Origin of the sequence: Pseudomonas sp. WS 5412, assembly GCF_012985615.1 — a bacterium.
GTDB lineage: Bacteria > Pseudomonadota > Gammaproteobacteria > Pseudomonadales > Pseudomonadaceae > Aquipseudomonas > Aquipseudomonas shahriarae.
In genome coordinates, this window is record NZ_JAARMB010000010.1 from 115,086 (window position 1) to 132,854 (window position 17,769).

The window sequence follows — 17,769 nt, forward strand, 5'->3', positions numbered from 1 at the left end:
AGGATCAGGCACGCCGCGCCATCAATAGAGCCGAGGCAGCCGCAGACAACAAACCGGCACAGCAACGATTAAAAATCTTCTTGCCGCGAGGCTGCGTAAACCAGCGGCGCATATGCAGCCCGATATAGGCATAGGCGCCAATGGCAATCCACTCCAGCACCAGAAACAGCAACCCGAGCAATAGGAACTGAGCGCCAACGTCTGCCGTGGGGTCAACGAATTGAGGTAGGAACGCGGTAAAGATCAGGATGGCTTTAGGGTTGCCGGCAGCGACGAGGAACTCCTGCCTGGCCAGCCCCCACAACCCCGTCCCAGAGGCTTCTGATTCGGCTGCTGCTTGCGGTGCGGCGTTCCACAGCTGATACGCCAGGTAGAAAAGGTACGCCGCGCCGACTATTTTGATCCCGTAGAAGATCAGCTCTGACGTTTGCAACACCACCGCCAGGCCCGCCGAAGCAAGTGCGATCATGATGGCGAATGCCAGCAAGCGCCCCACGCCTGCGATGCAGGCTGTGCGATATCCGTAGCGCGTTGCATTGCTGATGGACAGCAGGTTGTTGGGCCCTGGCGCCATATTCAGTGCAAAGCAGGCGGGCAAGAATAATGCGAGTGTTGCAACGTCCATATGCCTCTCCAGACCATTTTGCATAAATCCTACATTTGCAGCCCTGTCGATGTCATTGCTCGCTAATCACACCTTCTCCCCTGGGCAGGAATTGGTTCGTGATCATCGACACCGCTTGCGCCGGTGAAGCCAGGGCAGTGTCTATGCAAAACGGGGCGGGGTTCCACGCTTCATATTCATGATTGAGCACCGACTGCCAGGTGGGTGGCGTCAGCCCCGGAATATCCACCCTCCGTGTTTCTACCCGTCGCTGATGTTCATTTTTATCAGAGCAAATCACTTGGATATTGACTAGCCGAACACCGGCCTTTGAGGCGGTTTCGCTCCAGGCTACTCGACTTTCGCTTACCGGGTTTACACAGTCGGCGATGACGGTGCGGCCTAGCAGGAGATTGCTCAGTGCAAGCTCATTAGCGACCACGTAACCACTGCGTCCCACGTCTTGGGCAAGCGCTCCGGAGTTTCGGATTGCTTGCTCAATGGTATCGATGCGCAGGTAGACGGCGCCTGTCGTCGCGGCGAGGTCCTTGGCGAGAGTGGTTTTTCCGGTGCCGGGAAGGCCGCTGAATACTATAAGCACTGTCTGTCCTTCGCTGGGTGAATGTTGCCTGGCATTTAGGATCGCTCCTGCAACCAGTTAAGTAACGCCATTTCCATGCTGCCTGGCTTGGGGGCTGCCGGCGATAGCAGGCAGTACCGCGAGCCATCTTCAACAAACCCCAATGGCGCGGCTAATACACCGCTTTCGATATCGTCGCGCACCAGGTGCCACGGACCAATGGCTACTCCAAGGCCTGCAACCGCTGCCTGGATGCTGAAGTAAAAGTGCTCAAAGGATTGCATTTCCATGGTCGGAGTGGGCAGGCCTTTTGCGTTGGCCCACTCTTGCCAAGCCGTAGGCCGGCTAGTCGTCTGTAGGCGCGGGGCCGAGGCGAGCAGGGATTTGCGGTTTTTACCAAACCACTCAGCTACTTTGTCCGGCCGGCATACAGGGCCGACCCTCTCTGGGAATAGTGTCTCGGCATGGTAGCCGGGAGGCCGTGGGAAATCGTCCCGCCGTATGGCCAGGTCGATGCCCTGGTTGAATGAGAAGGGGCCACCGCCGGCAACCAGGTGAATGTCCAGCCCTTGATGATGTGTTTGGAAGTCGCTCCAGCGAGGGATCAACCAACGCATCAGCAGCGTTGGCTCGCAGGATAAGACAAGCCGGCGCGCTCGACGGGCGTCGCTGCGTATCCCGCGCACGGCCTGGTTCATCAACCCGAGCCCTTCACTGACGGCTTTTGCCAGGCGTCTTCCGGGCTCCGTTAAAAACACCCTTCGGCTGCGTCGCTCGAACAGGTCAACGCCCAAATCCTCTTCCAGCAGGCGCACTGCGCGGCTAATGGCGCCGGGTGTCAGGTGCAGTTCGTCAGCCGCACGGGCGAAGTTTTCCAGGCGTGCGGCGGATTCGAAGCAGCGCAATGCAAGCAGGGAGGGCATGCGCGTCTCAGAAATCAGTGAGTTGTAGTCACTATTTTCTTCAGAAATCATCGTTATTACCCAAGCAGAGGATCTGCAAATATTGCCTTACACAACCAATAATTCAAAGGCTACAACATGGGCGAATGGATAGCAGTAATCACCATCACACTCCTTGCATGCATCAGTCCAGGGCCGGACTTCGCCATGGTGTCTCGTAACGGCTTGCTCCTGTCCCGGCGGGCAGGTGTGCTCACCGCTGTGGGAATCGGCCTGGGGGTGCTGGTTCATGTGGGCTACACGCTGCTCGGATTAGGGTTGGTGCTGCAACAGACTCCTTGGTTGTTCAATGCGTTGAAGCTGGCTGGAGCGGCATATCTGGTCTACTTGGGGATCAAGATGCTGCGTTCCCGGCCTGCGACTGAACAGCTGGACGCGCCACCTGCCGCGATGTCTGACCTGGAAGCGTTGCGTACCGGGTTTCTCACGAATGCGTTGAACCCCAAGACATCGATTTTTATCGTCAGTCTGTTTATGGGGGTCGTACGACCGGACACCGCGTTGACCGTGCAAATGGCCTATGGGCTATTTATCGCGGGGGCGCATGTGCTGTGGTTCAGCCTTATTGCGCTGTGCTTTTCCGCTGGGAGGGTGCGCGAAAAACTGATGGCTGCACGACAATGGATTGACCGGGCTTTTGGCGCCTTGCTGGTGAGCTTCGGGATACTGCTGGTAATCACTCAGTATTCAGCTTGAGTGTGTCGGTGGGGGTTTATATGGACTGAGGTTGAATTCGACTTTTCGGCAACTTGATAGGGTGTGGTTAACTAATGTCCAGTAAATTTTAACAAAGGTTTACAGCTGTTATTTAGTGGGTCGGGTAAAGTTTTTTGCAACTAGCGCAACTTGGTCAGCATCGTAATGCACTCGAGTAATAACCCGCTAAACCCTGAACTGATAAACATCAGACGGCTGTTTGCAACTCCCCTGGCCAGTCTCCAGTACCCCGATGCAGAAAAACTCAACGCAGAGCTGAAAACCCTGATCACTTGTCGCATGGCGGACGATCTGGGCGGCGCGCAGCGTAGTAATGACGGCGGCTGGCAGTCGGCGAGCGACTTCCCGGAATGGGGCGGGCAGGCCTGCGATGCGTTGGTCGGCTTTGCCACCGAGTTCGCCACTCAACTGACGGCGGTGCATAGCGAGCAGTACGGCTTAACTGAGCCGAGTTTTGCATGGAAACTCAATGCCTGGGCAAACGTTAACCAGGCAGGGCACAGCAATGCGTTGCATGGCCACCCAGGGGCATTCTGGTCGGGGGTTTATTGGGTGGATGCCGGCGGGCGAGAGGAAGATCCGGCTGTTGGCGGTGACCTTGAGTTTATCGACCCCCGCGGGATGGTTGCATCGACCTACAATCCTGCGCTGCGCATGAGGGTGGAAGATTGTGTTACTGCTGGCTTTAGTACGACTTATGCCGCTACCAGTGGAACATTCATTATGTTTCCGTCGTGGCTGATGCATTCCGTAAGACGTTTTGAAGGGGCGCGTCCGCGCATTTCTATTGCCTTTAATTTTGGCGCTTGAGTTGCCGACCGTCTTTTGATCATGCGGGCTTTGCGTCTGCCTACCATCGCATTATCCGGATTAGCCGGAATATGTTTCCCGAACTGAGTCGATTATCAAGAAATCCCCTCGCAGATACGCTGTGGTCATTGGCACCACCGACTATCTACGAGGAGACACCGATGTCCACACTCTTTACCCCAGGCGTTGTTGGTCAACTGAGCACGCCCAACCGTGTCGTCATGGCGCCCATGACTCGCTCGCGCAGCACCCAGCCTGGCGATGTGCCGAACGCTATGAACGCGGTGTACTACGCGCAGCGGGCGTCGGCTGCGTTCATTGTGACTGAAGCCACGCAGATCTCGCCCCAGGGCAAGGGTTATTCATTCACCCCAGGGATTTACAGTGACGAACAGGTCGCCGGCTGGCGCCTGGTGACCGATGCGGTGCATGCCGCTGGCGGACGAATTTTCCTGCAGTTGTGGCATGTAGGGCGCATGTCGCACCCCGACTTCCACAATGGCGAATTACCGGTCGCGCCGTCTGCAATTGCGTTTGATGGCAGCATCTGGAAAGTGGATGCCGCGTCGGGTGTCGGCAGTATGGCCCCGTGCCCGACACCACGGGCACTGGAGCGCGCCGAAATCCACGCCATCGTCGACGATTATCGTAAGTCTGCGCGTAATGCCATGACGGCAGGTTTCGACGGTGTCGAAGTGCATGGGGCCAACGGCTACCTGATCGACCAGTTCCTGCGCACCACGTCGAACACGCGTACGGATGAGTACGGCGGATCGCGCGAGAACCGTCTGCGCTTTCTCAGGGAAGTCATGGATGCGGTCATTGATGAAGTGGGGGCCGATCGCACAGCGATCCGGGTTGCGCCGTTTCTTACGGCGCGTGGCATGGCTTGCCCGGACATTCTGCCGACGTTGCTGGAAGCGACCCGCTATTTGCAGGGCAAAAATATTGCGTATCTGCACCTGGTCGAAGCGGACTGGGATGATGCCCCCAAGTTTCCCGAAGACTTCCGCCAAGCCGTGCGCGAGCGCTTTCGCAATGCGATTGTGGTGGCCGGTAAGTACGACCTGGAACTTGCTGAGTGGGTCCTGGAAAAAGGCTACGCAGACTTTATCGCCTTTGGACGCAAGTTTGTGGCCAACCCGGATCTGCCACTGCGGCTGGAGAAGGGTTACCCGTTAGCCGGGCTGGAAGGCGCTGAGTTGTTTGGCGGTACCGAACGAGGTTACTCGGACTTTGCCGCCTGGGCTCAGCAGGGCTGAAAGCGGTAGGTCAGGTCCAAAGAATCTCCTTGGGGCGCGCTCAGGTCGCCAGCTTCAAGGAGATTTCGTCCATCAGCAGTTTGACCCGGCGCGGCATTGCGTGGCCGGAAGGGTAGACAATCTGCAAGTCCACGCCCGGCAGGGAGTAGGTCTCCAGCACCTCGACCAGTCGGCCGGCGTCCAAGTCATCACGTACATCGATGTAGGACTTGATACAGATGCCGTGGCCGGCCAGGCACCACTGGCGCACCTGATCGCCATCATTGGCAATACGCCTGCCCGACACCAGCACCTTGAACGTACGGCCAGCGGCGCGGAACTGCCATTCACGGTGGATGCTGCTGCCAAAGCGCATCAGGATGCACTGTTGCTGCGCCAGGTCCGATGGGTGTTGGGGCGTGCCGTGGGCCATGAGGTAGGCGGGGGATGCACACACGACCCTACGGCCCTCGCTGAGTTTTCTGACGCGCAGGGTGCTGTCGGACAGGGCGCCATATCGAATGGCGAAATCAATCCCTTGCCCCGCGAGATCCAGGTAGCCATCGGTCAGGTTCAGGTCGAGGCTGACGTTGGGATGCTCCTGCAGAAAATCATCGAGGATGGGCACGATGCGGTTGCGGCCCAGGTCGACGGGGGCGCTCAGGCGTATCAGCCCCGAGATTCGTTCGGTGCCCAGTTTGATAGTGCTCTCGATGTCTTCAGCTTCTGCGAGCAGGCGCCGGGCGCCCTCCATCAGCGTCCGCCCTTCGTCCGTCAGGCTGATTGAGCGGGTCGTACGGGTCAGTAGGGTCGCGCCGTAGTGCCTTTCCAAGGCCCCGAGCCGCTCCGACACAGACGTGGGCGAAAGCCCGACCTCGCGGCCTGCCGCCGACAATCCGCCTTTCTCGACAATCAACAAAAACAGCGCGAGGTTCTCGAAGAGCATTATCCGGATTTCCCTGAATATGATTGTGCTTTGGGCTGGATTCTACGCCAGCACTCAACAGTGCTCATGTCATTTGTTGGGGGGCAAAACCTCCTTCAGTTCAGAAGTCCATGTCTGACGAATCGCGCAGTTTTCTCCAGCGTTAATGCCAAATCAGCATGCTTGAGCTGATATCGGCTTTCCAGCTTGCGGCTATGAGTCATGTCGAATCGCTCGGTGCGGATGAAGTTCAGGGATTCCGGGCTAGTGCCAAAGTGCGTAGCCACGCCCGGTATTTTCAGCAGCCATCTGAGTGGGCCCAGTGGTAGGTGGCGGCGGGGAGTCTGCACTTCCAGGGTGTGGGCGATGTGTGTGACCAGTCCTTGCAGATTGGGGCTGAGCTCGTCCAGTGCCAGGGCCTGCTGATTTGCCATTGCCGGGTCGAATGCCGCCGCGACCATCAACGCCACCAGGTAATCGACACTGACCAATGGCAGCCAGTGGCGGGTTGATCCAGGAATCGCCGTCAACTTGCCCGTCGCCAGGTTGCGAATCAGCTCTGCTACCGGCTGACCAGCCAGGATATGCCCGCTCTCGCTATGCCCGCAGACCGTTGCCGGGTGCACGATGGTGTAGTCGGCCCGTTGCGCCTGCATGTAGCGAATGACCGCAAAATGCGCCTCCAGCTTACTTGCCTCGTACCCACCCACACGCCTGTACACGGCGGGCCAATCGGTGTGTTCTGGGCATTGCTGATCAATGCCAATGCTGGTCAAGTGCGCGGTGTTTTGCAGCATGTAGCCACCCACCATCAGCAGCCGACTGTGCTGGCTTGCCGATAACCGGGCAACCTCCAGAGCACCTTTGACGTTGACCGCACGGGCTTGCTCCATAGACAGGCCCCAGGCGAACTGGGCGGCGACGTGGAATACCACGCGGGCTGAGGCAATACGCTGGCGGTCAGTCGCGCTCAGCCCCAGGTTCGGGTGATTGAGGTCGCCTTGAACGGCCTGAATGCGCGAGGGTTCTCCCCCCAGTAGGCGCACCTGCTCCCTGAGCGTTTCAAGATTTGCGGCGTGGCGCATCAGCACCCAGGCCTCGTGCCCTGTAGCGCTCAGGTGGGCCAGCAAATGCTGCCCGATAAATCCGCTGCCGCCGGTGACAAAACATTGAGTACTCATGGCGCATTCCTTGGTTGGATAAGGTGCGCAGGCTAAACTGTGGAGCTACCTCTACAGTCAAGGAAAATTTACCGTGAAAGTCGCAGAGCTTGAGCGTAGGAGCGGCCTTGGGCGCCATACCTTGCGGTATTACGAGGCGCTGGGGCTGATCACCGTGCAGCGGGGAGCCAATAACTACCGCGTTTACAGTGAGCAGACGGCACTGGACCTGGCGTTTATTCAGATGGCGCAGAAGATGGGGTTTTCCCTGGCTGAGGTCGGCGAAATCCTCGAAGCCAAGCGGCAAAGTACGATTGACTGTGCCCAGGGCGCTGCGTTGGTGGCCGACAAAATGGCTGAGATTCAACTCAAGATCGGTCATCTCAAAACGTTGCATGGCTTTCTTGACGCCGAGCGTCTGCGGCTTGAGGCCAGTGCCATCGCGCTGGGGCAGACCGTTACCTATCGTCAGGTGCCAATGCCGGTTTAAGCGTCAGTCCTTTCGCATCTGCGGTCGAGCTTCGGCGAAGCTGCAGTTGTGCGGGTGTGCAGCCGCCATCGCAGCCTCGCCGGGCTCTACAGCTCCCACCCTTGATGAATTGTATCTCTCGATCTGGGCCTAGCTGTACGGGGCGAGGCGCGGCAGAACCCTCTACTGTCAGGGCGACAATAATTCGCCGGATGACGCACCATGTTCATGTCCACCAGCTTGCTATCGGCCTTCGCGCTGTTTGCCTTCGTGTCTTCGATCACCCCTGGCCCCAATAACACCATGCTGTTGGCGTCGGGGGTGAACTTCGGTTTTCGCCGCTCGATTCCCCATGCCCTGGGGATCAGCGTGGGCTTTATGTTGTTGGTGATTTCGGTCGGCCTGGGCCTGGGGGAGGTGTTCAAGGCGTTGCCATGGGCGTACACCGCGTTGCGCTATATCGGGGCGGCTTACTTGCTGTACCTGGCGTGGAAGATAGCGACCTCCAGCGCAATGTCGGACGACATCGACGGCAAGCGCAAACCCATGACCTTTCTCGCCGCTGCGGTGTTCCAGTGGGTCAACCCCAAGGCCTGGGTCATGGCATTGGGCGCGATCACCACCTATACGCCGGCTGAGGGCTACTTCACTAACGTGCTGGTCATCGCCGTGGTGTTTGCCGTGGTCAACCTGCCGAGTGTGTGCGTGTGGGCGGGGTGTGGCACCGGCTTGCGCAATGTCCTGCGTGAGCCCCGCTGGTTGAAGCTGTTCAACAGGTCGATGGCGGGGCTGTTGGTGCTGTCGTTGTACCCGATGTTTTTTGCCGGCTAAAGAGTCCAGGCCTTTACGGGCCGGGGCTCAGACCGGTGAGATCGTGGCCAGCAGGCCAATGCCAACGGTCAGTGCCAGAAACCCTAAAAGAAAAAATGCCATCTTAGCCATGGGGCCTCCAAAAGGAAGAAGGGCGGCCGGAGAGTTCCTGCCGATGAGCCATTGTCCGGGTTGTGCGCTGTTCGGTACAGATGCAGGTGTTAAAGAAAAAAGCATATCAGATGTGCCTGGCAGGCTGGCGTGCCGGGGTTTCGGCTGGGGCATGGAGGTGCTGATCAGACTGTTGGAGGTCATTCTGCGCAGGCCTTCAACGGCAGGCAGGATGTATTTGAGCCATTGCTCGCGGGGTGTGCCTGGTACGTCCTGCGGCTGATCAGTGCTCGTCGATTCAAGGTCATCGGCGGGGTAGCAGTCATCACTGCTGCGCCTGCCGTCGGGGTACACAATAAACCCCCCGCGCCCGTTGCCACATTGGTGCAGATACACCGGCGACAGTTCTCGCTGCTTATCAATGCGCGCATTCAAATGAACGATGTAGCTACCCATCGCAATCGACACACCCACAATCAGCCCCAGGCATATCAGCACCTGCCAGCTGTAACTGGCGCCTACGTTATCGGAACGCACTGGCGACACAGCACGCAGCTGCCTGCTCGAGATGCCCGCCCACCAGAAACCGGCTGCCGCCTCCCAGGTTGACCAATTGCCCGCGAGACGGCAGGACGCTGGCCATCAGGCCGAATAGAATCAAAGCCAACAGGACTCTTTTAACCATCGAGTAAAGGTTCATGACGGTGATGAGCTCGGGATAGGAAGAGCCCCAGCTTAGAGAGTGCCGGGTTAACGCGAGGTAAACATCCACGGGAAATCGCCCGACTTCCGTTATCCTTCAACCCTCTGCGCAACACCTGTCCGAGGGGACTTTTCCGTGCATATTCACCTGCTGCTGGTCGAGGACAACCTTGACCTGGCCACGACCATCATCGAGTACCTGGAAATCAGCGGCATGGTCTGCGACCACGTCACTAACGGCCAGGCCGGCCTTAACCTGGCACTCGACCAGCATTACGACGTGATTCTCCTGGACATCATGTTGCCGCGCCTGGACGGCCAGCAAGTGTGCGAACGGCTACGCCAGCAAGGCAGCCAGACGCCGATCCTGATGCTCACTTCACTGGACGCGCTCCCTGACAAACTCGCCAGCTTTGCGGCGGGGGCCGACGACTATCTGGTCAAACCCTTCGAGCTGGCCGAACTGGTCGCCAGGATTCGCGCCCTGAGCGTGCGCCGCAGTGGCCAGACCAGCCGCCTGCAGGTGGACGACCTGGTCATGGAGCTGACCACCCGCAAAGTCAGCCGCGCCGGGCAGGAGCTGCATTTGTCACCCATTTGCTGGACCCTGCTGGAGTACCTGATGCGCGCCAGCCCTGAACTCGTGCCCCGGGAGCGCCTGGAAACCACGATCTGGGGCGATGAACCACCGGACAGCAACACGCTTAAAGTCCACATGCACCGGCTGCGCAAGGCGGTAGACAAACCCTTTGACCGGCCGCTGATCCACACCCTGCCTGGGGTCGGTGTTCAGGTGAAGCCCCATGCGTAACCGCCTGAGTCTGAAGTGGGTGATCAGTGGCAGCTTCCTGTTCCTGATTGCTGTGGTGTTACTGATCTACAGCCAACTGCTGCCGGTATACACCGTGCGTGGCCTGCTCTACACCGCCAGCGCGATGATGGAAGAAGAGGCTCAGTATTTCGTCAGGCATTACAAGAAGGATCCGACCACGCCACCGCCGCGCAACTACTTCTTCGAGGCCGTCATCGGCAAGGAAGCCTTGCCGGCGAGCGTGCGCCAACTGCTCGAGGCTCCGCCGAGCATGTCCTTCGGTGCCGTTCAGGTCTTCGGTGATACAGACTCCGATGATGACGATGCTGAGATCCGGGCAGTCCTCACCCAGCCCCTGGGTGACGGCAAGACCCTTTACATGTATGACATTGACCATGATCACGAGGAGGGCGGTGAGGTCGAGACGCCTCTGTCCGATGCCTACTTTGACCAGGTACTGCAGGGCGTCGTGTTTGTCAGCCTGGCGGTGTTCGTGCCGGCACTGATTATCATCGCCCTGTTGGTCTGGTGGCTGGTGCGGCCGCTCGGACGCCTGGCCCAATGGTCCAGTACCCTGAACAACCCGGATGCCCGGGCCGGCGAGCGCCCGGATTTCAGCTTCAAGGAGTTCAATACCCTGGCCGATGCCCTGGCCCAGAGTGTTGAGCAAGTACAAGCTGCCAGCCAGCGTGAAGGCCGCCTGTTGCGCTACACCAGCCATGAACTGCGAACCCCATTGGCGGTGCTCAAGGCCAATATAGAACTGTTGACCCTGCAGGCCGGCGGTGTCTTGCCATCTTCCCTGCAGCGCATTGAGCGCTCGGTGTTGAACATGCAACTTATCGCTGAGACCTTGCTGTGGATGAGCCGCGAACGCCCAGAACCATTGCCTGAGGAAGATATAGACCTGAGCGCGTTGGTCGGCGAGCTGATTGACAAACATCGCTACCTGATCGGCAACCGGGATATCGAGCTGCTTGTCGACATCCACAGCGAACCCTGCCGACTACCCCCCACCGCGTGCCGCATCGTGATCGGTAACTTCCTGCGCAACGCCCTGCAATACGCGGAAGAGGGCCAGGTAGAAATCAGCTTCAACTACCCGCGCCTGGTAATTGCCAACCACATCAGGGAGGCCAAGCCGAGGGAGGAATCCAGCGATTATGGATACGGCCTGGGGCTGCAGTTGATGCGTCAGTTATGTGCAAAATTGGGCTGGCAGATTGATGTAATTCTTGAGCAGCAGCGTTTTACCGTCGCTCTGGAGTTCACCAGCTTGCAGGGCGTTGGGGTGCCGGGGGGAAGAGGGTGAACAGTATTGGGTCGACAGGTGGCGTTTTGCGCAAACTGATTGTTGTACCCACGCTCGGTTTTTCGTGCAGTTTTCCTGTCATTGCGGGTGATGGCAGGCCGGTCAAAGTCTCGGCCTTTGGAGCTGCGTTTCATCTGCAACCTGAACCTGCAGAGCAAGGCTGATGCCTGGTCGCTGCTGCGTGACATCTCGGCGATCTACCGGGGCATGACTGACTGGGCCCAGGGCCAGGTGTTCACCCTGTCGGATAGGGGAGGGGATAGTTTACAGCTCCCTAAAATATGAATTCTCTGCCTAAGAACACCATTAAATTTTTGTGCCTATTATGACTATGCCGTTATGAGTGCTGGTTTTGTAAACGCTTACCTGTCCAGTATTGTCGATAACGTTTGATCGGCATATTTTGATTTCCTTATTTAGTTCTGGCTCGAAGAATTCAATCCCACTACAGCGTCTTCTGCCGCCTGAGGTTTTTTTATAGGCAGTCGTGTAGCTGCTTTGAGTCCCAGTGGAAAGGTAGATTGAAAGTGAAAATGGAATGACTAATATAAGCATGCATACTATAAGTGCGGCTATTGGCGTGCAGATAATGATTTTTATGTTTTTGAGAGTGTTGCCTGGTGTGATGTTTGCTTTAAAGAATAACATGCCCAGCGAAGTTATGATTGCTAGTACTGATGAGGCGATAAGGTAGCTTTGTTGTAGATCTGGCTTGAAGAAGGTTCTGGAGTAAATATGGCTATGCCATGTAACAAGCAAGGAGGCAGAGAGCAGCGTTCCAAAAATCAAAGGCACCAAATAACGATACGAGTTCTTGTTCAAATTTGCTCCTCTGTCTTTATCTTGAGGTCGCCTATTATAGGCAATATCAACGCCTACGACCAAGGATTGATCGCGCTGCAGGCGTGCCAGGCGTATGTCAGGGCTTCAGAACCGGCCCTTTGTTCGGTGCCGGCGAATCCTGACGGAGCGATGCGGCGGGAGCTTATGAGTCAGAGCTATACGACAAGACTTGATCAGCTTTGGTCGGTGTCTTGTAGGTATTTGAAGGTACCCGACGATCAGTAATTGCCTGCCAGTCAGTAACTGTTACCTATGTGCGTGAACTGATTTGTAACCCATGTGGGTGAGTCATACCGACTGGGAGCCTTTTGTGCAGCTCTGCTTCGATGCCTGCTATGACATTGACGCCAAGGCATTACACCCAATTGGTGGGATAACTTACAAGATGAATGAGGCCGCTTGAATTCCCGCACGGCTGAGAACATTATTTCCCCATAGTTAATATTTTGCCTACGGCGAGTTTGATAGAGGCCCGACCACATAGTCGGGTTTTTTATTTGCGAAATTATTTTGCGAAGCAAGTTAATCAGGGATGACTATTTTTGCATTGATCCGAAGCCATGATTTTTTTTGCTCGATCAATCTGAGCAGGCATTGGCAACTCCGGATTTCCTGTTATTTCTATTCGTGCTTTTTCTGCGAGATCTTTAATTTCTTCGTAGTTCATATCTAGGCCATGGTCCTTCTGATATTGAGCAACCGCCTGCCCGGTTTTGATCCCCACTTCACCAGGGGCGCCGCCGGCCACAGTCTCTGTTGCCATAACGCAACGGACGACCTGATAAATCTGATCTTTCTTCGTGTCACACGCTGTTAAGAGAAGACAGCTCATAGCGATCAGTATTGGGTAGTGTTTTCTAAATTGCATATTTCGCCTCTCGTTTTGCAGCTCATTAGATCGTGTACCAGGTTCTCCTGGGGGACATATCCGTTTAACGCAGCCGATCGTAACACGTGGCCATATGCTCTTCTCCGAGCCTGAACTTTATCAGCGACTTACCTTTAATCAGCGCAGCTACGACGCCCAACATGCCAGACAAACCAGACACCTGGCTCATCGTGCTTGCATGGCTGAGTCAGCATTCGCCAACGCTTTATGCTGCCGGGCTATCTGCCTTGATGGCTGGTATCAGGATCATCTATGGCGGCGGTAATCGAGGCCGCCGCTCTTTGGAAGGGCATTCTGCACCATGGTGACTAGGAGTTATGTTGAGTGTTCGCTTCTGGCCGGTTCCTGTCTTTCGCGACCGGCTACAATCGACCCTTTTCGGACGTCCGGTGCAACGTCGGGTAGATTCGTGTTTGGCCCTCCGATTCACTAAACGCTCAGCTCACCGCTCTCGTCGACACTTTACGTGCCACTGCGCGCGCTTCTGTCGACCATTGCGATGATCGTTTCGAAGAGTTCGTCCTGCGCCTGCTCGGGTGTGATTTCTCCGGTTGCGGCGGCATGGGATAGGGCCTCGGCCGCACCGAGCATCGCCCGAAGACTCGCGGGCGCGATAGAACCCTCTCTGGTAAATGGGGAGAGGGCCATCCGGCACTTGTTCATGAAGATCGCTTCGTATTCGCGCTTGATCTTTTCGAGCTCTGGTGAGCTGGCCAACGCCGCGATCACGCCGGGTATCTCGTTGCCCTGGAGAAGCACACAGTCGACGTAAGACGATGCGATGACCGTCGCAGTTTCCAGCAAGGTGGGTTTGCTCGTCTGAAGCGCGGCGTCCATGAGTGCGGTCTGGCGAGCATCGAACTCCTGATAGAGCGCCGCCAGCAACCCGGGCCGCGTGCTGAAATGATCGTAAACCACGGGTTTTGTCACGCCAGCTTGTTCGGCGAGCCGTCCAAGCGTCAAAGCTTCCGTGCCTTCCTCCCGGACTAGCCGCCAGGCGACGTCCAGCAACTGTCGTTGCCTTTCTTCCCTTGACATGCGCCGACGCGGCTGCGGTCTGGAATCCTGCTCTCTTGTCTCGATGCTTGACATGACTATATACCAAAAGTAACTTACTGTGCGTAACTTACCAATAGTATATAGGGTTCGCCCTTTCGCCCTCAATCACTAGCAGGAGTTTTCGACATGCACGCGCTTATCGTTGTTGCCCATCACGATCCCCAGTCCCTCACCCATAGCCTCGCTTCGCAAATCGCCGAAGGCGTATCCCTGGCAGATCCCGGCAACTCCTTCGAAATCGCGGACCTCTCGGCGCAAGCGTTCGATCCAAGGTTCACTGCGGCTGATCTCGCTGTCCATCACAGGGAGGAACCGCCTCCCGCTGATGTTGCCGCCGAGCAGGCGCGGATCGATCGCGCCGATGCCCTTGTGCTGGTCTATCCCATCTACTGGTGGTCGATGCCAGCGCTTCTCAAGGGATGGATCGATCGCGTGTTCGCCAATGGCTGGGCGTTTGATTACAGTTCGGATGCCAAGCTGGTGAAGAAGCTTCGTCACCTGCGCGTTCATCTTGTCGGTGTCGGCGGTGCCGATGGGGGAACCTATGAGCGGCACGGTTATGCCGACGCCATGAAGACGCAGATTGACCATGGGATCTTCGACTATTGCGGCGCATGCGTAGTGACGTCCGAACTCCTACTCGAGTCAGAAATGCAGGATCCGAAGGTTCATATGGACACTGCACGAGCTCTCGGTCGCGAACTTTTCACTGTATCTAAGCGATGCAGTAATAACGGAACCAGTCATAACGGGACAGATTTATTTTCCATGACCTGAACTCCCGCTTCTGGCCGAACGCGGCCATACGACAAGCACCACGAATCGTGGGCAATTTGGTAGTTCGTGTTCGGTCGGCAGGACGCCGAGGGAGGGATAATTGCGGAGCAGAGTCTAAAATTGCGGAGCAGAAAAGATAAAGGCCTGCATGAAGTTCATCATGCAAGCCCTTGATATCTATGGTGCCCGAACCCGGAATCGAACCGGGACGCCCTTACGAGCGGGGGATTTTAAGTCCGCATTCAAAGGTATATAAATCAATAAGTTATCGTCGTATCCGGCCCGCAATTGTTTTGAAAACGAGGCCTTGAAGGCCTTTGTTTTCAAGGGTGCCAAATTAATTGCGGAACGGATTTTCACTTGGTTGGAAGCACTTTCAGGCCCTTGCGGCGCCGAATATATTGCTCTGTCATTCCGACAGTTGTATGCCCGAGTTGGTCTCGTGCATCACGGATGCTGCCTGTCGATTCCTCCTTGTCCGTTGCAGCTTTTGCGCGCAGGTCGCGCATCTGAAACGCAGACTTTTCAATCCCAGCCTTCAACCTGGCCGCGTCAAATCTTCCCCTGAGCATGCTCGCCGTCATCGCCTGGCCGTTGTCCATTACAACGAGCTTGGTTGATCGAATCTTGTGCCCCTTTTTCCTTTCAAGAATACGGTCAATGACCACCTTCAGCTCACCAACAACCTCTATCCTGCGCTTCGCACTGGTCTTTCCCTGCTTGATGAGCAGCTGACCATCGAGTAAGTCGCGCTCGTCCATCTTCAGTGTGTCGCCAATGCGCTGGGCGGTGAGGTAGAACAGATCTAGTGCATCCTTGAGTGGCTGGTCCGCATGAAGGTACACCGCAGCGAGCATCTCGTCTTCGACGTAGGTGTCCCGGCCGGTCTCCTTGTTCCCTTTGATGCCAGCACAAGGGTTTGCGAGTGACGTATAGCCGCTCTGGCGCGCGAAGTTCCAGATTGCGCTGAGTAGAGCCTTTTCACGATTGGCTCGCACCTTTGCCGTTTTCGACCGATAGCGGAGGTACTGAACAACATGCTTGGGCTCGATTGCCTCTAACGGCCCGGGTGGGTCATTGAAGAAGACCAGCAGTTGCTTCAGCTCGCGAATGTTGTCTTTTTGGGTGGCCATGGACTTTGTCGGTACCACTTCATCCATGTACTTGTTCGCTACGTACTCAAATGTCAGCACCTGGGCGACGATTGCATTGGCGGCCCGGCTCTTTTCAAGTCGGGCATACTCAACAATTGCGGCACCGTAGTCAGATCCTAGAGCGATCTCCCGGCGCGGCTTATCACCTGCGTCGTAGTAGTAATAAACCCTTCCCCCGGGGCGCAGTCGCTTTCTCAACCGGGGAATGCTGCCGGGGTTAGTGGGTCGTCTTGCCATTTATTGAATTCCCATCCGAGGCTGCCATTCGGCTTTCTCAGGCTGCCGGTCATGTTTTCCAACTAGTAGTGATGCGGAGATCACGCATGGCCAGCCATTGCGTTTGATGGTGTGGCGAATGCCATTTCGGGACAGGACAAGTATCTGCCCGGCTTTTGTCTTGGCGCCTGTGAGCTCACAGACATCTTCATGCGATAGAAACTGAATGTCGTCCATGCCTACCTCCCGCCGCCCGCTGTAGGCCGCGCTGTCTTGATGATGTGGATGATGAAACCGAAGGTGAGCAGCGCCCAGGCGACGGAGCCGGCGAATGCTACGACCAGGGTTTGTTCGGTGCCGGTAGAGAGCAGCTCCGGCACCTGCCAGAAAAACCAGAAGGTGGACCCCGCCACGTACAACACGATGGCCGTCATGAGCAGGGTGAGTTTCGTTGCGTACACGGGGTGTCCTTGCCGCACTGGGCGGCAAACGGTGGGGAGGGGGTTATTCGTCGTCGGTGTCAGGGTCGTCATCACCGTCATGGCTGACGCTGATGGGCAGTTTCCCAAGACGATCCATTGCCAGAACGAGCCCGATGCGCAAACCCTTGGCCATATCTTTTGTCAGCATGATCTCGACCGGCTCGTCGGTGCCAAGTTGAAGGGTCGTGCCTTCTTTGGAGTTGTCGGTAATGATCTGCAGTTGATCTGTCTGCCGTTTATGCCAGGCAAGCAGCGCTTCGATCATCTCGCCGACATCCTGTGGCGCGCCTACCGATCCTTCCAGTGCGCCGGCGACGAGCCTCTCCAGCACTAATTTTTCATCTTTGGCGCGCTCGGCCTGGTCGTCTGCGGCGAACCGGCCGCCTACCATGGACCAGCTGCTGGCGAATACCTGGGCTTGCTCCATGATGGCTTTAACAGTTTTCTGAGACATGCGAATACCTCGCCTGCGGTGCTCTGGCAGGCTGTGTTGTTGAGGAATGGGAGGTTGAGGCTTAGAGTGGAACCAATATTCTTGGATGGAACATCGATGTCCTCTCAGATAAAGCACTTCTACTTAAAAACGCCTTTCGATCTGCTACTGAAGTTGAAATGGGGAATAAACCGTTTCAATGAAGCAATTCAAAAAGACGATCCAAGCGACCAGTTTTTCCCAGCTGTTTATTACGCGTTTGATTGCGGGATCACGGCGTGGTCAATGGTTGATTGGGCTTGGAAATATCACGAGGTGGAGTTGAGGGCGAATCCACTATTTTCAAAAAAGGGGAAAAGCGATTTTGAGCAATGGGTGAGACAGAGCTCTGATCATCTTCGAATTTGTTATCAACTTGCCAATAGCGGTAAGCATTTGGGTATAGATAAGTTCGCCGATGCCGGGCTTGTGACAGAGGTTGAATGGACGCAACAACCTTTTTCTGCGGGTTCGCCTGCGGGTGAGCCCTTGATGCGCCACCGTTACTATTTCAATGTCGACGATAATGGCACCCAGCTTCAGGTCGGAGAGGTTCTTGAAGGTGCATATCAATTTTGGTGTCGCGAGCTTCGAATCCCCCCGATTACATAACGGATTCCATTTCTCGGCGCGCGGCCTTGCAGATGAAGACGTAGGCGAACC

23 protein-coding genes and 2 pseudogenes are annotated in these 17,769 nt (G+C 56.5%); 11 read left to right on the forward strand and 14 right to left on the reverse strand.

Translation table 11 applies throughout. The features are described from left to right. Positions 1-4: 4 nt before the first annotated feature. From HBR94_RS15190 to HBR94_RS15200, 3 genes are read right to left on the reverse strand one after another with little or no spacing between them, the layout of a single operon-like run. Entirely contained in the window at positions 5-625 is a 621-nt protein-coding gene (locus tag HBR94_RS15190; RefSeq protein ID WP_170045096.1) for a LysE family translocator, read from the reverse strand. 52 nt (positions 626-677) lie between these two features. Beyond that, positions 678-1,205, reverse strand: coding sequence for an AAA family ATPase (locus tag HBR94_RS15195; RefSeq protein WP_170045097.1), 528 nt, complete (start codon positions 1,203-1,205; stop codon positions 678-680). 35 nt (positions 1,206-1,240) lie between these two features. Further along, positions 1,241-2,158: a LysR family transcriptional regulator gene (locus HBR94_RS15200; RefSeq protein WP_057441984.1), complete on the reverse strand. Its 918-nt coding sequence runs from the start codon at positions 2,156-2,158 to the stop codon at positions 1,241-1,243. Positions 2,159-2,224: 66 nt separating this feature from the next. On the opposite strand from HBR94_RS15200, the gene HBR94_RS15205 reads away from it, so the two are divergent. From HBR94_RS15205 to HBR94_RS15215, 3 genes are all read left to right on the forward strand, one after another. Beyond that, entirely contained in the window at positions 2,225-2,842 is a 618-nt protein-coding gene (locus HBR94_RS15205) for a LysE family transporter (protein WP_057445077.1), read from the forward strand. A 165-nt stretch (positions 2,843-3,007) separates the two neighbouring features. Then, positions 3,008-3,673, forward strand: a complete 666-nt coding sequence (locus HBR94_RS15210; RefSeq protein WP_057441982.1) for a TIGR02466 family protein — start codon at positions 3,008-3,010, stop codon at positions 3,671-3,673. A gap of 161 nt (positions 3,674-3,834) precedes the next feature. Further along, entirely contained in the window at positions 3,835-4,935 is a 1,101-nt protein-coding gene (locus tag HBR94_RS15215; protein ID WP_170045098.1) for an alkene reductase, read from the forward strand. Positions 4,936-4,975: 40 nt separating this feature from the next. Here HBR94_RS15215 and HBR94_RS15220 read toward each other — a convergent pair whose 3' ends face one another. Continuing rightward, on the reverse strand, positions 4,976-5,860 hold the full coding sequence (locus HBR94_RS15220; RefSeq protein WP_115128055.1) for a LysR family transcriptional regulator: 885 nt from the start codon (positions 5,858-5,860) through the stop codon (positions 4,976-4,978). A gap of 95 nt (positions 5,861-5,955) precedes the next feature. Then, a complete protein-coding gene (locus HBR94_RS15225) occupies positions 5,956-7,020 on the reverse strand; it encodes an SDR family oxidoreductase (RefSeq protein WP_170045099.1) in 1,065 nt (354 codons plus the stop codon). 73 nt (positions 7,021-7,093) lie between these two features. Between HBR94_RS15225 and HBR94_RS15230 the strand changes: the two genes are divergently transcribed. Continuing rightward, on the forward strand, positions 7,094-7,489 hold the full coding sequence (locus tag HBR94_RS15230; protein WP_057441976.1) for a MerR family transcriptional regulator: 396 nt from the start codon (positions 7,094-7,096) through the stop codon (positions 7,487-7,489). A gap of 201 nt (positions 7,490-7,690) precedes the next feature. Further along, positions 7,691-8,299 carry a LysE family translocator gene (locus HBR94_RS15235; RefSeq protein ID WP_115128057.1) on the forward strand — a complete coding sequence of 203 codons (609 nt, stop codon included), beginning with the start codon at positions 7,691-7,693 and terminating at the stop codon, positions 8,297-8,299. Between the two features lie 27 nt (positions 8,300-8,326). Here the strand turns inward: HBR94_RS15235 and HBR94_RS28705 are convergent, their stop codons facing one another. Both HBR94_RS28705 and HBR94_RS15245 read right to left on the reverse strand, forming a co-directional pair. Further along, the gene (locus HBR94_RS28705) at positions 8,327-8,926 is read right to left on the reverse strand and encodes a hypothetical protein (protein ID WP_233093370.1); all 600 of its coding nucleotides are present in this window, start codon (positions 8,924-8,926) and stop codon (positions 8,327-8,329) included. After that, positions 8,913-9,056 (reverse strand): hypothetical protein, encoded by a 144-nt coding sequence (locus tag HBR94_RS15245; RefSeq protein WP_169961124.1) that lies wholly within the window; start codon positions 9,054-9,056, stop codon positions 8,913-8,915. Before HBR94_RS15245 ends, HBR94_RS28705 begins: the two co-directional genes overlap by 14 nt. Positions 9,057-9,227: 171 nt before the next feature. On the opposite strand from HBR94_RS15245, the gene HBR94_RS15250 reads away from it, so the two are divergent. Both HBR94_RS15250 and HBR94_RS15255 read left to right on the forward strand, forming a co-directional pair. Then, complete coding sequence (locus tag HBR94_RS15250; protein ID WP_057441969.1) at positions 9,228-9,902, forward strand: response regulator transcription factor; 675 nt, start codon at positions 9,228-9,230, stop codon at positions 9,900-9,902. Further along, the gene (locus HBR94_RS15255) at positions 9,895-11,214 is read left to right on the forward strand and encodes a HAMP domain-containing sensor histidine kinase (protein ID WP_057441967.1); all 1,320 of its coding nucleotides are present in this window, start codon (positions 9,895-9,897) and stop codon (positions 11,212-11,214) included. The genes HBR94_RS15250 and HBR94_RS15255 overlap by 8 nt, the downstream gene beginning before the upstream one ends. Before the next feature lie 306 nt (positions 11,215-11,520). Here HBR94_RS15255 and HBR94_RS15260 read toward each other — a convergent pair whose 3' ends face one another. Further along, entirely contained in the window at positions 11,521-12,036 is a 516-nt protein-coding gene (locus HBR94_RS15260) for a hypothetical protein (protein ID WP_170045065.1), read from the reverse strand. A gap of 123 nt (positions 12,037-12,159) precedes the next feature. Between HBR94_RS15260 and HBR94_RS28965 the strand changes: the two are divergent. Next, a pseudogene (locus HBR94_RS28965) lies at positions 12,160-12,282 on the forward strand (DUF4113 domain-containing protein); the annotation flags it as partial. A 301-nt stretch (positions 12,283-12,583) separates the two neighbouring features. Here the strand turns inward: HBR94_RS28965 and HBR94_RS15270 are convergent. After that, on the reverse strand, positions 12,584-12,925 hold the full coding sequence (locus HBR94_RS15270; protein WP_057445079.1) for a hypothetical protein: 342 nt from the start codon (positions 12,923-12,925) through the stop codon (positions 12,584-12,586). A gap of 161 nt (positions 12,926-13,086) precedes the next feature. Between HBR94_RS15270 and HBR94_RS15275 the strand changes: the two are divergent. Next, a pseudogene (locus HBR94_RS15275) lies at positions 13,087-13,236 on the forward strand (phage holin family protein); the annotation flags it as partial. 172 nt (positions 13,237-13,408) lie between these two features. On the opposite strand, the gene HBR94_RS15280 reads toward HBR94_RS15275, so the two are convergent. After that, a complete protein-coding gene (locus HBR94_RS15280; RefSeq protein ID WP_170045100.1) occupies positions 13,409-14,038 on the reverse strand; it encodes a TetR/AcrR family transcriptional regulator in 630 nt (209 codons plus the stop codon). Positions 14,039-14,131: 93 nt separating this feature from the next. On the opposite strand from HBR94_RS15280, the gene HBR94_RS15285 reads away from it, so the two are divergent. After that, positions 14,132-14,782, forward strand: coding sequence for an NAD(P)H-dependent oxidoreductase (locus HBR94_RS15285; RefSeq protein ID WP_057959519.1), 651 nt, complete (start codon positions 14,132-14,134; stop codon positions 14,780-14,782). 356 nt (positions 14,783-15,138) lie between these two features. Here the strand turns inward: HBR94_RS15285 and HBR94_RS15290 are convergent, their stop codons facing one another. From HBR94_RS15290 to HBR94_RS15305, 4 genes are read right to left on the reverse strand one after another with little or no spacing between them, the layout of a single operon-like run. Next, positions 15,139-16,173: a tyrosine-type recombinase/integrase gene (locus tag HBR94_RS15290; protein WP_128593487.1), complete on the reverse strand. Its 1,035-nt coding sequence runs from the start codon at positions 16,171-16,173 to the stop codon at positions 15,139-15,141. Continuing rightward, the gene (locus HBR94_RS15295; protein WP_170045101.1) at positions 16,174-16,389 is read right to left on the reverse strand and encodes a DUF4224 domain-containing protein; all 216 of its coding nucleotides are present in this window, start codon (positions 16,387-16,389) and stop codon (positions 16,174-16,176) included. It lies immediately after the preceding gene. 2 nt (positions 16,390-16,391) lie between these two features. Next, positions 16,392-16,613 (reverse strand): hypothetical protein, encoded by a 222-nt coding sequence (locus tag HBR94_RS15300; RefSeq protein ID WP_170042688.1) that lies wholly within the window; start codon positions 16,611-16,613, stop codon positions 16,392-16,394. A gap of 43 nt (positions 16,614-16,656) precedes the next feature. Next, positions 16,657-17,088 carry a hypothetical protein gene (locus HBR94_RS15305; protein ID WP_170045102.1) on the reverse strand — a complete coding sequence of 144 codons (432 nt, stop codon included), beginning with the start codon at positions 17,086-17,088 and terminating at the stop codon, positions 16,657-16,659. Between the two features lie 96 nt (positions 17,089-17,184). On the opposite strand from HBR94_RS15305, the gene HBR94_RS15310 reads away from it, so the two are divergent. Continuing rightward, positions 17,185-17,718 (forward strand): hypothetical protein, encoded by a 534-nt coding sequence (locus HBR94_RS15310; RefSeq protein ID WP_170045103.1) that lies wholly within the window; start codon positions 17,185-17,187, stop codon positions 17,716-17,718. Positions 17,719-17,769 lie beyond the last annotated feature (51 nt).